The 13977-nt window shown below is 67.5% G+C and carries 12 protein-coding genes; 7 read left to right on the top strand and 5 right to left on the bottom strand.

The window, feature by feature from the left end; genetic code table 11:
* The first annotated feature begins 38 nt into the window (after positions 1-38).
* The gene (locus tag BRO63_RS15360; RefSeq protein WP_088140591.1) at positions 39-1148 is read left to right on the top strand and encodes a DUF748 domain-containing protein; all 1110 of its coding nucleotides are present in this window, start codon (positions 39-41) and stop codon (positions 1146-1148) included.
* Here BRO63_RS15360 and BRO63_RS15355 read toward each other — a convergent pair.
* Genes BRO63_RS15355 through BRO63_RS15345 form a run of 3 tightly spaced genes read right to left on the bottom strand, consistent with a single transcriptional unit; the run spans position 1138 to position 4123 of the window.
* On the bottom strand, positions 1138-2169 hold the full coding sequence (locus tag BRO63_RS15355; RefSeq protein WP_088140590.1) for a lysylphosphatidylglycerol synthase transmembrane domain-containing protein: 1032 nt from the start codon (positions 2167-2169) through the stop codon (positions 1138-1140). The two genes, BRO63_RS15360 and BRO63_RS15355, sit on opposite strands and share 11 nt — an antisense overlap.
* Positions 2166-3359, bottom strand: a complete 1194-nt coding sequence (gene clsB / locus BRO63_RS15350) for a cardiolipin synthase ClsB (protein WP_088140589.1) — start codon at positions 3357-3359, stop codon at positions 2166-2168. Before clsB ends, BRO63_RS15355 begins: the two co-directional genes overlap by 4 nt.
* Positions 3356-4123 (bottom strand): endonuclease/exonuclease/phosphatase family protein, encoded by a 768-nt coding sequence (locus BRO63_RS15345; RefSeq protein ID WP_088140588.1) that lies wholly within the window; start codon positions 4121-4123, stop codon positions 3356-3358. Before BRO63_RS15345 ends, clsB begins: the two co-directional genes overlap by 4 nt.
* 188 nt (positions 4124-4311) lie before the next feature.
* On the opposite strand from BRO63_RS15345, the gene BRO63_RS15340 reads away from it, so the two are divergent.
* Complete coding sequence (locus tag BRO63_RS15340; protein WP_088140587.1) at positions 4312-5949, top strand: ABC transporter ATP-binding protein; 1638 nt, start codon at positions 4312-4314, stop codon at positions 5947-5949.
* Positions 5950-5960: 11 nt separating this feature from the next.
* On the opposite strand, the gene BRO63_RS15335 is transcribed toward BRO63_RS15340, so the two are convergent.
* Both BRO63_RS15335 and BRO63_RS15330 read right to left on the bottom strand, forming a co-directional pair.
* Positions 5961-6674 carry an MgtC/SapB family protein gene (locus BRO63_RS15335; RefSeq protein ID WP_088140586.1) on the bottom strand — a complete coding sequence of 238 codons (714 nt, stop codon included), beginning with the start codon at positions 6672-6674 and terminating at the stop codon, positions 5961-5963.
* Positions 6675-6852: 178 nt separating this feature from the next.
* Positions 6853-7269, bottom strand: coding sequence for a hypothetical protein (locus BRO63_RS15330; protein WP_088140585.1), 417 nt, complete (start codon positions 7267-7269; stop codon positions 6853-6855).
* Between the two features lie 738 nt (positions 7270-8007).
* Here BRO63_RS15330 and BRO63_RS15325 point away from each other — a divergent pair.
* The 5 genes from BRO63_RS15325 (at position 8008) to BRO63_RS15305 (ending at position 13975) form a co-directional block, all read left to right on the top strand.
* Positions 8008-9585 (top strand): TerC family protein, encoded by a 1578-nt coding sequence (locus tag BRO63_RS15325; protein ID WP_088140584.1) that lies wholly within the window; start codon positions 8008-8010, stop codon positions 9583-9585.
* 308 nt (positions 9586-9893) lie between these two features.
* Positions 9894-10721, top strand: a complete 828-nt coding sequence (locus BRO63_RS15320; RefSeq protein ID WP_256943317.1) for a hypothetical protein — start codon at positions 9894-9896, stop codon at positions 10719-10721.
* Positions 10722-10760: 39 nt separating this feature from the next.
* Positions 10761-11726, top strand: coding sequence for a SphA family protein (locus BRO63_RS15315; protein WP_088140583.1), 966 nt, complete (start codon positions 10761-10763; stop codon positions 11724-11726).
* Positions 11727-11807: 81 nt separating this feature from the next.
* Entirely contained in the window at positions 11808-12971 is a 1164-nt protein-coding gene (locus BRO63_RS15310; protein WP_088140582.1) for a formylglycine-generating enzyme family protein, read from the top strand.
* Positions 12972-13003: 32 nt separating this feature from the next.
* On the top strand, positions 13004-13975 hold the full coding sequence (locus BRO63_RS15305; protein ID WP_088140769.1) for an AAA family ATPase: 972 nt from the start codon (positions 13004-13006) through the stop codon (positions 13973-13975).
* Positions 13976-13977 lie beyond the last annotated feature (2 nt).

The raw sequence follows: 13977 nt of genomic DNA, 5'->3' as shown, positions 1-13977 counted from the left end.
GACCATGCACGGATTGCGCCGTACCTCCGGAACCCACGATGAACCTCGACCCAGCCGCGCCGCGCCGCAAGTCGCCATGGGGGAATGCCTTCGCCGCCGTGACCCTGATTGCGGCCGTGGCCGTGGTGCTGGCATTCGCCGCCTTGCGCATCGCCGAGCAGCGCATCGCCGGCATGCTGGGTCCGCGCGGCGAAATCGGCCACGTCGAGGTGGGCTACCGGCAGGTCATCCTCAAGGACGTGACGATATCCGGCGGTACCGGCCAGGCCGGCGCCCGCGCACGGCAAGTCATCCTGGAGCCGGAGTGGACAGCCTTCCTGCGGCACGAGGCGGTCTTCAAGGCCGTCATCGTCGAAGGCTTCGATTTCACCGTGGTGCGCCGGGTAAATGGCGACATGGACATCGCGCCGGCGTTGCAGGCTTCCTTGCGCGCAGGCGAAGGCGGTGACACCCAAACCCGGCGCAATACGCCGATCCGCATCGCGGAACTGATCCTGCGCGACGGCAGGCTGGATTTCGAGGACGCCGCGGTCTCCAGGCCCGCGCATCGGATCCCGTTCTCGGGCGTCCAGGCGAGCCTGCGTCCGCTGACCATCCCCGGCGACGGGGCGCGCAGCGAGATGGAGTTCGCAGGCAGCATCGAAGGCAACCGCAATGGCGCGGCCACGGTGCGCGCGCAGGGCTGGCTGGTGGTGGGAGGGACGGACGCGGACATCAAGGTCGCGGTGCGCAACATGGACATCCAGCATGCCGCCCCATACCTGGCGGACAACGGCGCCGCGTCGCTGGCGGCGGGCGCCATGGACCTGGACATGCGTACCGCCATTGCCAAGCGCCAGCTCGAAGCCACGGGCACGGTGGCGCTGCGCGGCCTGCGCTTTGCCGGCGACGGCAACCTGTTCTCGCTGCCGCGCAAGGCGGTACTGGCGGCGCTGAAGGACCAGAGCGGCACGCTGCGTTTCGATTTCGCCCTGGCGGGCGACCTGGACAATCCCAAGTTCTCCGTCACGCGCGGCTTTACCGCGCAGGTGGCCCGGGGCTTCGGCCACGCGATCGGGGTGGGCGCCGAGGGCGCCGCGGAAGGCGTGACCGGCGCCGTCAAGGAACTGGGCAACGCCTTGTCGGACCTGCTCACGCCTAAGCCTTGAACGACTGGCCGGCGTTGTTGCCGCGGCGGCCATCCGCGGCCGGAAGCGCCTGACCCGCCGCGTGCGCGCGCCTGTGTCTCAGCTTCACCTCCATCACGGCAAAGGCCGCCAGAGCCAGGAACAATGGCGCAAAGGCATACAGCGCACGGTACGCCAGCGCCGCGCCCAGCACTTCGGCGGCGGGAATCGCGGGCGTGAGCGCGGCCACGAAGATGGCTTCGGTGGTGCCCAGGCCGCCCGGCACGCGGATGATCAGCGCCGCGAAGCTGGCGCACAGCAGGATGCCCAGCACCGCGGGATAGCTGGCCTTGCCTTGCAGCAGCAGGTAGATGATGGCGCCCATGATGGCCCACGACAGCGCCGCGACCACGCTTTGCGCCGCCGCCATGCCGGCGCCGGGCAGCACGGCATGCTGTCCCATCCAGGTCCAGGAGCGCCGCTTCGCCCGCGCGCACACCGCCACGTAGCCGGCCGCCAGCAACAGCAGCGCGGCGCCGAGCGCCCGCAGCAGATTCGACCCGATGGCCCAGCCCTGCGGCACGGGCACCGCGCCTGCGGCGAACAGCACGCCCGCAATCCACGCATACCCTATCCAGTTGGATACGGCTGAAAACAAGGCCACCCGGGTCGCCACCGACTTGCGGCAACCCAGCCGCGCGTACAGCCTGAGGCGCGCGCCCAGGCCGCCAAGCAGGACGCCCAGGCTCAGGTTCAGGGCATAGCTCATCATGGCCACGCCCAAGGTCTTGGGCCAGGGCAGGGTATGGCGGGTGTAGCGCTTGCTCAGCAGATCCATGGCGCCGTACATCAGATAGCCTGCCACGACCAGTCCGGCCGCGGCGGCTATGGTTCCTGGGGGTATCCTGCGCATGGCGATCCAGACCTGCGCCCAATCCACCGAACGGCCGTAGTGGTACAGCAGCGCCGCCACCAATGCCAACACGAGCACCGGCAAGGCGCGCTTGACCCGCGGCCAGCGATGGCGCCACGCGCGCGTCAATGTGGAGCGGAAAACTCTCATGCCGACTCCTGTTGCGCTTCGATGGGCAGCGACTTCAGGCGGGGCTTGTGCGCGGGCAGGCTGCCCGCCCACGCAGGAAAGCGCCGCAGGAAGTGGAACACGACCACCCCGATCCACAGGCGCCGCAAGCGCCGCTTCGACCCCGCGGGCAGCTCGATGCGGCGGCAATCCTGTTCGATGAGCCGGTCCAGGCTTCGGCGCAGCGCCGCGTTCAAGCCCGCGTCGCGCGCCACCACATTGGCCTCCAGATTCAGCGCCAGGCTGAGCGGATCCAGGTTGCTGGACCCGATGGTGCTCCAGTCGCGGTCGACGCAGGCCACCTTGCCGTGCAACGGGCGCTTGCAGTATTCGTAGATCTCCACGCCCGCATCGATCAGGTAGTCGTACAACATCGAGGCGGCCAGCCTCGCGACCAGCACATCGGGCTCGCCCTGCAGCAGCAGGCGCACGCGCACGCCGCGGCGGGCGGCGTTGGCCAGGTCATGCAGCAGCTGATATCCGGGGAAGAAATAGGCGTTGGCGATCAGTACGTCCTCGCGCGCGGCGCGCACGCCGGCGCGGTAGTAGCGTTCGATGTCCGTCTGATGCTCGATGTTGTCGCGCACCACCAGCCGGCCGCCGCCGTCGCCCTCCGGCATGGGGTCCAGGCGCGCAGGCCGCCGCCGTTTGCGCGCCCACGCGTCCACCGCGAGCGCCGCGCGGGCGAAGTCCGCGATGTCGGCGGCCAACGGGCCTTCCAGCCGCAGCGCATAGTCCTGCTTGGCTTCCGGACCGTAATCGGGCAAGTGGTCGGCGGAAAAATTGATGCCGCCGACGAAAGCGACGCGGCCGTCCACCGCCACGATCTTGCGGTGCATGCGCCTGAACACATTGGTGCGCACGCCGAGAAAGCGCGGGCGCGGGTCGAACACATGGATGCGGATGCCGCTCTCGGCCATGGCGCCGACAAAGTCATCGTCCAGCTCGTCCGATCCATAGCCGTCCACGGTCAGGTCGACGCTGACGCCGCGGCGGGCGGCGGCGATCAGGGCGCGCTGGAACTCCTGTCCCACGGCGTCATCGAACAGGATGAAGGTTTCCACCAGCACCTCACTGCGAGCCGCGTCCAGCGCTTGCAGCACCGCCGGGAAGTAGTCGGTGCCGTTTTCCAGCAGCGTGTAGCGGTTGTGCTCGCGCCAGCGCAGGTTCATAGCGCGATCTCCGCGCAGATCGGCACATGGTCGGACAGGCGCGACCAGACCCGCGACGCCAGCGGCACCGGCTGCCAGTCGCGCACGTTGCGCACATAGATGCGGTCCAGCCGCAAGAGGGGCCAGCGCGCCGGAAACGTGCGCGCGGGGCGGCCCAGGCGCGACGTGTAGACCTCGCGCGTGCCGCAGTCCTGCATCAGCGCGTCGGCGCGCAGGCGCCAATCGTTGAAATCGCCGGCGATCAGCAGGGGCTCGCCCTCAGGCACGCCGGCCGCCACCAGTTCGCACAGGCGGCGCAACTGCTTGCCGCGGTGGCCCTCCAGCAGGCCCAGGTGCACGCATATCGCATGGACTGGGGTGGGCAGTGACGGGACCCGCAGAATGCAATGCAACAATCCGCGTCCCTCATGCCCGTGGACGGTCACGTCATGGTTCTCGTGGCGTTCGATGGGATATCTGGAGAGGAGCGCGTTGCCATGGTGTCCGGCCGGGTACACGGCATTGCGGCCGTAGGCAAAGTCGGTCCACAGCGAGTCGGCGAGGAATTCGTACTGGGAGGTGGCCGGCCAGGCCTGGTGCCGTTCCGCGTGTTGCTGGTGTTCTCCCAGGACTTCCTGCAGGAACACGATGTCCGGGCTCGCCATCCTCAAGGCCTCGCGCAGCTCATGCAGCATGAAGCGGCGGTTGAAGCTGGTGAAACCCTTATGCGTATTCACGGTGAGCACGGTCAGCGTGGTGGCATCGATGTAGCGGGAGGAGGGCATGGACGCTCCGGATGGGTCGATCGATCCGGACAGCGGAGCAATCCGCGTTCCCGAAACGTAAAGAGGCGTAACTTCCCGGCGGCGCGGTCTCCGCGCGCCACAAACCGAATGAGCAAATGCGAAATGCGCAGTTCTCAACCGCCGGGGGCCGGCCTACGATCCCTAGCTTCCCTCCTGGTGGACGACTCATGACCGAATTGCTGCGCATCCAGAACCTGACCGTGGACCTGCCTCCCGGCGCCGACCGGCCGCATGCGCTGAAGGACCTGTCGCTGGCCGTCAGCGCGGGCGAGATCGTATGCGTGGTGGGCGAAAGCGGTTCGGGCAAGTCGTTGACCGCCGGCGCCATCCTGGGGCTGCTGCCGCAAGACGTGCGCGCAAGCGGCGGCCAGGTGCTCTGGGAAGGGCAGGACCTGCTGCGGCTGGCGCCCGAGGCCCTGCGCCGGCTGCGCGGCCAGCGCATCGGCATGATCTTCCAGGAACCGATGACGGCGCTCAATCCGCTGCGCAGCATCGGCGACCAGATCGCGGAAGTGTTCCGCACCCATACTCGGCTGGGGCGGGGCGAGATCCGGCGCCGCACGCTGGATCTGCTGGACTCCGTGCGCCTGCCGGATCCCTTGCGGGCGCTGGGCGCGTATCCGCATGAACTCTCGGGCGGCCAGCGGCAACGCGCCATGATCGCCATGGCGCTGGCCCTGGAGCCGGCCTTGCTGATCGCGGACGAACCGACCACCGCGCTGGACGTGACGACCCAGGCCCAGATCCTGCACCTGATCCACGACCTGCAGCGCCGCAAGGGCACGGCCGTGCTGTTCATCACGCACGACTTCGGCGTGGTCGCCGAGATCGCCGACCGCGTCGCGGTGATGCAGCGCGGCGTATTGGTGGAAAGCGGCGCGGCGCAGCAGGTGCTGGAACATCCGCGGCACCCGTACACGCGCGCGCTGATCGCGGCGGTGCCGCCGCTGGCGCCGGCCGCGCCCCGGCCCGGCATGCAGGACGACGCGCCGGTCATCCTGCGCGCGCAAGGCGTGTCCAAGACCTACCGCAAGCGCGGCTGGTTCGGCCTTCCGGGCCGCGAGACGCGGGCGCTGGACGACGTGACGCTGACCCTGAAGGAAGGCGGCACGCTGGGCATCGTGGGCGAAAGCGGGTCCGGCAAATCCACGCTGGCGCGCGCCTTGCTGGGCCTGGCGCCGCCGGATGCGGGCGGCATCAAGCTGGCCGGCGAGCCGCTGGCGCTCAAGGGCGGCGCGGCGCGCCGCGAACATGCGCGGCGGGTGCAGATGGTGTTCCAGGATCCCTATGGTTCCTTGAATCCGCGCCAGCGCGTGGGTGAAATCGTGGCGCGCGGCCCGATCGTGCATGGCACGCCCCGGCGTGTAGCGCTGGCGCGCGCCCAGGAACTGTTTGAATTGGTGGGCCTGTCGCCGGACGCCGTGCGGCGCTATCCGCACGAGTTCTCGGGCGGGCAACGCCAGCGCGTGGGCTTGGCGCGGGCCCTGGCCATGCAGCCGCGCGTGCTGATCGCCGACGAGCCGGTATCGGCGCTGGACGTATCGGTGCAGGCGCAGGTGCTGGCGCTGCTGGCGCGGTTGCGCGAACAGTTGGGCCTGTCGATTCTCTTCATCACGCACGACCTGCGCGTGGCCGCGCAGGTCTGCGACGACATCGCGGTGATGCAGAACGGGCGGGTGGTGGAAGCGGGCGCCTGCGCCCAGGTCTTTGGCCAGCCCGCGCACCCCTACACGCAGGCCTTGCTTGCCGCGGTGCCGGGGCGTCGGTGGGATCCGGCCTCGGCGGCGTTGCGCCAGGCGGCCTGAGCCGGGTGGCGCTATACCGTGCGGGCCGCCCAAAATGCGGTGCGCACGGCGGGCGACGCCGCGATGCTGGCGGTTACGCGGTCCAGGTCCAGTTCGTCGACCGAGGCTTCGCTGAGCGCGGCCTCGATCTCGACCTCGTTCTCGCCGAACTGGTCGATCTTGAGTTCGGACAGCGGCAGCTGTTCGGTTTCGAGCACGTCTTCCAGCACCGTCATGGCGGCTTGCCGCTGCTCCACGTTTGCAATTACGTGTATCACGGTCGTGACCTCGGTGGTCTGCGAGTCCACCGGCTGGCGGTTGACGTAGCTGACGACAGGCCGCAGCAAGGTGTTCGCCGCCAGCACGAAGGCCGTGGCGGCCACGGCTTCCAGGATCAACGAGGCGCCCGCGCAGGCGCCGATGGCGGCGGAGCCCCACAGCGTGGCGGCGGTGTTCAGGCCGCGGATGCTGCCGCCTTCGCGCATGATGGCGCCAGCGCCCAGGAACCCCACGCCCGAGACCACGTAGGAAATGACGCGCGAGCCGCCATCGGCGCCGCCCACGCGGAATGCCAGGTCCACGAAGATGGCGGCGCCCACCGCCACCAGCACATTGGTGCGCAGGCCGGCCGTGCGCTGGCGGAACTGGCGTTCAAAGCCGACCACGGAGCCCAGCACGAACGCGGTCAGCAGGCTGACCAGGGTATTGGCCAGCGTGATGAGTTGGATGTTTTCGAAGTTCTTCATCTTCTTCTCGATTCTTCAGCATGGTATGGAAGGACGCGCGGGCCGCTCAGGGCAGGCGCCAGACCGAGGCCAGGACCAGCAGCAGTCCCGCCAGCCAGATCAGCGCCAGCAGGACGACGCGCGCAATCATCAGGGTTTTGTACGGATCTTTCATGACAGCCTCCAGGCCGCGCTTGCATCAGGCGGGCAGCACGGCAATGGCCGCGCCGGACTCGCATTCCCAGTGCACCCGGCGCACGTCCGGGCTCTGGCCCAGCCGCAGCGCCACCGCGCCCAGCAGATTGCGCAGGTGCGGCGGGCAATGCAGCGTGACGACGGTGGATGCCAGCTGATCCGATTCGGCGCGCAATATGCGCACCGCCAGCACCCGCAGGTCCAGGTCGCGCAGTTCGTAGTACAGCTGCTTGCGCAGCGCGTTGAGCGTGTCGGCCACGCTCACAATGGTGAATTGGTAGGTGGGTGCGGCCGGCTTAGGCGGGGCCGCCTTAGGTGCGGCCGGCTTAGGTGGTGCCGCCTTAGGTACGGCCACGGCCTGTTGTGCGGCAGGCGCCGCGCCGCTGCGGTCCAGGAAAGGCAGGAATTGCTTGATGCGCATGATCGTCTCCTTAGCGGGGGAGTACGGTGGAAGATCCACATGCATGCGCCGCCTGGCCAGACGCAGGCGCGCGCAAACAGGCGCAACGCATCGCGTCGGCAAGCAGTAGGGGAGAGGGCTGGCGGTCCCGTCTGGATGGGGCCGGAAAGCCGGGTCCTGGCTTTATGCAGGACCGGCGCGGACTAGGGCCGCGGATCCTGCGTCAAGCGGCGCTTGCAGTCGTGTTTCGACTACATCCGTCGTTGTCCACATTGATCTCTGGTAAGTTAAGGGTGCCGGAAGTATATCGCCGGCCTAGGGTAAACACCAGTAAAAATCCCGCAAGAACGTGCATCAGCAGTCATGTCCCGCGCGCGCCCATCCAGATGCGTCGGAAACTGGATTCAGGTAGTATTCAGTTTCCCGTAAGAAAGAGAGCAAGGCGGGCGCTCCATCCGTTTGCTGCCCCGGCAGCCCGAGCCGTCCGCCACTTATGACTGAAGACCCACCCTCTAGCAGGGCGCCGCAAGCAAGCCGGCGCCCGATGCCCCATCTTCCTGCCACGGCCAGGGCTCGCAGCCCGCAAGCCGATTCCACCTTCGCCGCCGCGGCCACGCCGCGTCTGGGCGGCCGCGCTCCGCCGGCCGCCCGCGGGGCCGTTCGCGCCCGCATTGAGCCTCACGCCCGCGTCCGCGGCGCATCCCCCTTGATCCTGTCCGGCGCCGCGTGGCGTCCGGTCCCGATTTGCATGGAATCTCGATGATTTTCGATTGGATGTCCGACCCCACCGCCTGGCTGGGCCTGGCGACCCTGGTGGTGCTTGAAATTGTGCTGGGTATCGACAACCTGGTGTTCATCGCCATCCTGGCCGACAAGCTGCCGCCGGAACAGCGCAACCGCGCGCGCCTGATCGGCCTGACGCTGGCGATGGTCATGCGCCTGGGCCTGCTGGCGAGTATCGCCTGGGTGGTCACCCTGACCGAACCGATGTTCACGCTGCTGGGCGCCGAGATCTCGGGACGCGACCTGATCCTGATCCTGGGCGGCCTGTTCCTGCTGTTCAAGGGCACCATGGAGCTGCATGAGCGGGTGGAAGGCAGCGCCAGCCACGACCAGGGCCAGAAGCCGCAGCATGCCGTGTTCTGGCAGGTGATCCTGCAGATCGTGGTGCTGGACGCGGTGTTCTCGCTGGACTCGGTGATTACCGCCGTGGGCATGGTGCAGGACCTCAGCATCATGATGATCGCGGTGATCGTGGCCATGGCCGTGATGATGCTGGCCAGCCGCCCGCTGATGGCCTTCGTGGGCCGCCACCCGACGGTGGTGATCCTGTGCCTGGGCCTGTTGCTGATGATCGGCTTCAGCCTGGTGGCCGAAGGCCTGGGCTTCCATGTGCCCAAGGGGTATCTGTACGCCGCCATCGGCTTCTCGATCCTGATCGAACTGTGCAACCAGCTCGCGCGCCGCAATCGCGTCAAGGGCACGCACGCCCTGGGCCGCCGCCAGCGCACGGCGCAGGCCGTGCTGCGCCTGCTGCGCGCCGGCCGCGCGGGGCAGGCCGCCGGCCAGGCCGACGAGGTGGCCGCGCTGGTTGACGGCGCGGACGGCGAACCTGCCTTTGCGCCCGAGGAAAGCACCATGATCGAACGCGTGCTGTCCATCGGCGGACGGGACGTCCGCTCCATCATGGTGGCGCGCGGCGACATGGTCTGGCTGGACGTGGCCGATACGCCCGAGAACATCGTGCGCAAGTTCGGCAGCGGCCACTCGCGTCTGCCGCTATGCGCGGGCGATCCGTCCAATGTGCTGGGCGTGCTGCACTTCAAGGACTTGTTGCCGCTATTGCAGAATCCGGGCCCGATCGATCTGGTGGAACTGGCGCGCGAACCGCGCTATGTGATGGAAACCACGCCTGTGCTCAAGGTGCTGGACGAGCTGCGCGCCTCGCGCGACCACATGCTGATCGTGGTCGACGAACACGGCGTTTGCGAGGGACTGATCACCCCCATGGACGTGCTGACCGCCGTTGCCGGCGACCTGCCCGAGCACCAGGAGGACCAGCCCGAAGCCTTGCAGCTGGCCGACGGCTCCTGGCTCTTGGAAGGCCGCCTGGCGGTCGCGGAAGCGGCGCGCCTGCTGGAAGCGCCGGACCTGGCCGATGAGTATGCGGATGCGACCCTGGCGGGCTGCCTGTTGCGCGCGAGCGGCCGGATTCCCGAAGCCGGCGACGCGATCGCGTGGCGCGACTGGCGCTTCGAGGTCACCCGGCGCGATGGCCTGCGCATCGATCAGGTGCACGCCAGTCCGATCAGGCAGGAGGCGCCTCACGCCGGCTGACGGCGGCCTGAATCGTTGACGCGATGGGGATGCCTTGGGGCATCCCCGTTTTTTTTTGGCCGCATTTTTTTGCGCGGTCTTCCGCGGCCGCGATTCACGCCGGAATCTCGCGCGTTAATCTGCGCGTTAATCTTTTTGCAGCCCGAAAGCAAGGGGGGCCGGGCCTATGGATAGTATTGGTGAAAGTAAAACTCTGTGCGAAGATTGCGACAGATTTCACGATTTCCGATCCCGGCAAGCTTTGCCGGAATTTGCAGTTTCGTACGGCGCGTCTTTGCATCTTGTTATCTCTTTCCGGGGTACATCGCATGGGCAGTACGCAGTCCGCATTCGAGAAAATCAGTGGGAAATGGATCGCGGCGTGGCTGATGGTGGCTGCGCCGCCATGCTTTGCGCCGCTTGCGCATGCCCAGTCGCAATCGGCGGATGACGCCAACAAAAGCAATAACCCGCTCAATCTGGCGGCGTCGTTGAATTTCCAGAATTACTACACGCCGAAGTTGTTCGGCAGCAACGCCCACACCAACGATTTCCTGGTCCGGCCGACCATCCCCGTCGCGCCCGGCGATTTCATCGGCGTGCCGCAGATATTCCGCATCACCGCGCCCGTCAGCACCCGGCCGCAGGCCGACGGCAGCTACAACTCGGGCCTGGGCGATCTCAACGTGTTCGATATTTTCCTGCTGCAGCAGGGCGCGCTGGACCTGGGCGTGGGACCCATGCTGACCGTGCCCAGCGCCACCAGCAGCGAACTGGGCGCGGGCAAGTGGTCCGCCGGCCTGGCCGGCGTGGCGGTGCACGCCAGCAAGGAGGGGCTGCTGGGCGCGCTGGTGCAATGGCAGCATTCCTTTGCCGGCCAGAACAGCCGCGACACGGTGCACACCGCCACCTTCCAGCCATTCCTGATACGCAATCTGCCGCAGGGCTGGTACCTGAGATCCACGGCGACCTGGACCTTCGATCTGCAGAAAAGCGACTACTACATTCCCGTCGGACTGGGCGCTGGCAAGGCCTGGCGGGTCGGGAAGAACATCTTCAACGTGTTCGCGGAGCCGCAATGGACGGTTGCGCACAAAGGGGAAGGGCTGCCCCAGTTCACCTTGTTCGCCGGTTTGAACATCACTTTCGGGAATTGATCCTGTCAGCGTTTTCCTGATCTTGCGGAGTATGTAGGGATGCAGAGCGCGATCGCGGCAGTTGCAGGGATGTTCGCCGTTCTGGCCGGGCTGGCCGTGCCGGCCGCCGCCTGGGCCACCGAGGGAGCGCTGGGGCGCCAGATCACGGGTACCAACGTGCAGCCCAACGCGGGCATCGTTTCTCCCGAGCCCATCTGGGCCGTCAACCTGTCGCAGATCTACCTGGACGGAACGGTGGGCGGCAGCAGGGAAGTACCGGTGGGGGGCCGTTCCTCGCTGGGCCTGGACGCGAAAGTGGCGTTCACGCTGGCCACCGTGCTCAAGACCTGGGACACCGGACCGGGGCGCTGGAATTTCGCCTCCAGCTTCACCTTGCCCTATGTCTGGAACAAGGTGAATTCCACCGTGACCGGCCCCGGGGGACGCAACATCGAACAGAGCGATACGGCCTCGAACCTGTTCGACATTTACTTCTCGCCCATCATCGCGGGCTACCATTTTTCCGAAACCTCGCACATGGCGCTCAGCCTGAACATCTGGGCGCCGACCGGCAAGTACAACGCCGACGACATGGCCAATCCCAGCCTCAACAACTGGACCTTCATTCCGCAGGTGGCCTACACCAAGATATTCCCGGAGTCCGGCTTTCAACTGGACACCGTGGCCGGGGTCCAGTTCTATACCCGCAACAACGCCACGGACTATCGCAACGCGCCGCTGTTCAGCATGGATGTGATGGGCCGCAAGATCTTCAGCAATGGCCTGAGCGCGGGCCTGATCCTGGGCACCATCCAGCAGCTGGGCAGCGACTCCGGCCCGACCGCCGACCGGCTCAACGGCTTCAAGGGACGCGACTGGGCGCTGGGCCCGATCGTGACCTATGACAGGAAACTGGCGGACAAGCGCTCCTTGTCCCTTGGCCTGCGCTGGGTACCCACGATCAGCAGCACGAAGCGTCTGGACAGCAACGACACGGTCATGGCGACCGCGACGCTGGTGTTCTGACCGTCAGCACGATTTTCAGGGGCTGCCAGCCCCGGGCGCGGCACGGCCGCCCCTGAACCATCAGCTTTTGGGGTGATTGAAATGGCAAAGCAAACACAAGGGAAAACACGCTACGCCGGCGCATTGCTGCTGGCCGGCGTGGTGCTGGGCGCGGGCGCAAGCACCGCCTATGTGGTGATGGGCAAGGACGGCCCGCCCGAGGCGGTGAAGGTGGTGCTGGGCGACGGCAAGAGCGGCCCGGCCGGCATGGCCTGGGTGCCTGGGCGCGAGTTCCTGATGGGCAGCAGCCACAAGCTGGCCCAGCCCAATGAAATGCCGGCGCACAAGGTGTCCGTCAGCGGCTTCTGGATGGACGTGAACGACGTGACCAATGCCCAGTTCCGCCGCTTCGTCGACGCCACGGGCTATGTGACGACCGCCGAGCAAAAGCCCCGCTGGGAGGACTTGAAGGTCCAGTTGCCGCCCGGCACGCCGCGCCCCGACGACAGTCTGCTGGTGGCGGGCGCCATGGTGTTCGTGGGCACCGAGAGCGAGGTGTCCCTGCGCGACTATTCGCGTTGGTGGCGTTATGTGCCCGGCGCCAACTGGCGCCATCCGCAAGGACCGGGCAGTTCCATCGCGGGCAAGGACGACCATCCGGTGGTGCAGGTGTCGTACCAGGACGCGACGGCCTATGCCAAATGGGCCGGCAAGCGCCTGCCCACGGAGTCCGAATGGGAAATGGCGGCGCGCGGCGGGCTGGAGCAGGCCACCTATGCCTGGGGCGAGGAACTGCTGCCGCAGGGCAAGGCCATGGCCAACATCTGGGACACCCAGCAACCGCAGCCGTTTCCAGTCGTGAAGGATGAAAAAGTGCAGGTCGGCACCATGCCGGTGGGCAGCTTCTCGCCCAATGGCTATGGCCTGTACGACATGGCCGGCAACGTATGGCAATGGACCGCCGACTGGTACCGCGCCGACGCCTTCAAGATCCAGGCGCAATACCGCCAGCCGCCCGCGAACCCGGCGGGGCCGGCCGACAGCTACGACCCGGACGACGGCATCGTGCCTCCGGCCGCGCCCAAGCGCGTGACGCGCGGCGGCTCGTTCCTGTGCAGCGACACCTATTGCATCAGCTACCGCACCAGCGCCCGGCGCGGCACGGACCCGATGAACGGCATGTCGCACCTGGGGTTCCGCACCGTCATGACGCCGGAACAATGGAAATTGGCCCAGACGGCCAAGAACGGCGTCGCCAGCCGCTAACGCACCAACGTCACGCAGGAGAGGGTATGCCGATGAGCAACCGCGACAGCATTCTGGAATTGGAGCGCGCCATCGCGCGCTCGGTGCTGGGCCAGGGCGCCGTCATCCGCGAGGTGTTGCTGGGCCTGCTGGCCGATGGCCATCTGCTGCTGGAAAGTCTGCCGGGGCTGGCCAAGACGCGCACCGTCAAGACGCTGGCCCAGCATCTGGCCGCGGCGATGAGCCGCATCCAGTTCACGCCCGACCTGCTGCCCTCGGACATCACCGGCGCGGAGGTGCTGCAACAGGACGCGCAGGGCGCCAGCCGCATCCAGTTCCAGCAGGGGCCGCTATTCGGCAACCTGATCCTGGCCGACGAGATCAACCGCGCGCCCGCCAAGGTCCAGGCCGCGCTGCTGGAAGCCATGGAGGAACGCCAGATCACCGTGGCCGGCACCACCCACCGCATGCCGCAATTGTTCATGGTGCTGGCCACCCAGAACCCGATAGAACAGGAGGGCACCTATCCCTTGCCCGAGGCGCAGATGGACCGCTTCATCATGAAGATCGTGCTGGACTATCCAGACCCCGACAGCGAAAGGCAGATGCTGGCCATGCTGCGCGGCGAGTCGCGCCAGGATGGCGCCGCCGACAGCGCGCCGCTGACGCAGGAGGCCCTGTTCGCCTGCCGCGCCGAGGTCGACCGGGTGCACGTGTCCTCGGCGCTGGACCAGTACCTGGTGGACCTGGTCAACGCCACCCGCCGGCCGGCCGCGCAGGACGCCGATCTGGCGCGCTGGATCCAGGTCGGCGCCAGCCCGCGCGGCGCGATCGCGCTGGACAAGGTGGCGCGCGCCCACGCCTGGCTGGCCGGGCAGGACTACGCCTCGCCCGACGACGTGCGCGGCGTGGCCCGGCCGGTGCTGCGGCATCGCCTGCACCTGTCCTATGACGCGGTCGCCGACGGCGTCACGGCGGACCAGGTGATAGACAAGCTGCTCGACACCGTAGCGGTGCCGGTCTGAGT

The organism is Achromobacter xylosoxidans, from assembly GCF_002192695.1.
Classification (GTDB): domain Bacteria; phylum Pseudomonadota; class Gammaproteobacteria; order Burkholderiales; family Burkholderiaceae_B; genus Achromobacter; species Achromobacter xylosoxidans_C.
This window is presented reverse-complemented; position numbering and strand designations above follow the sequence as displayed.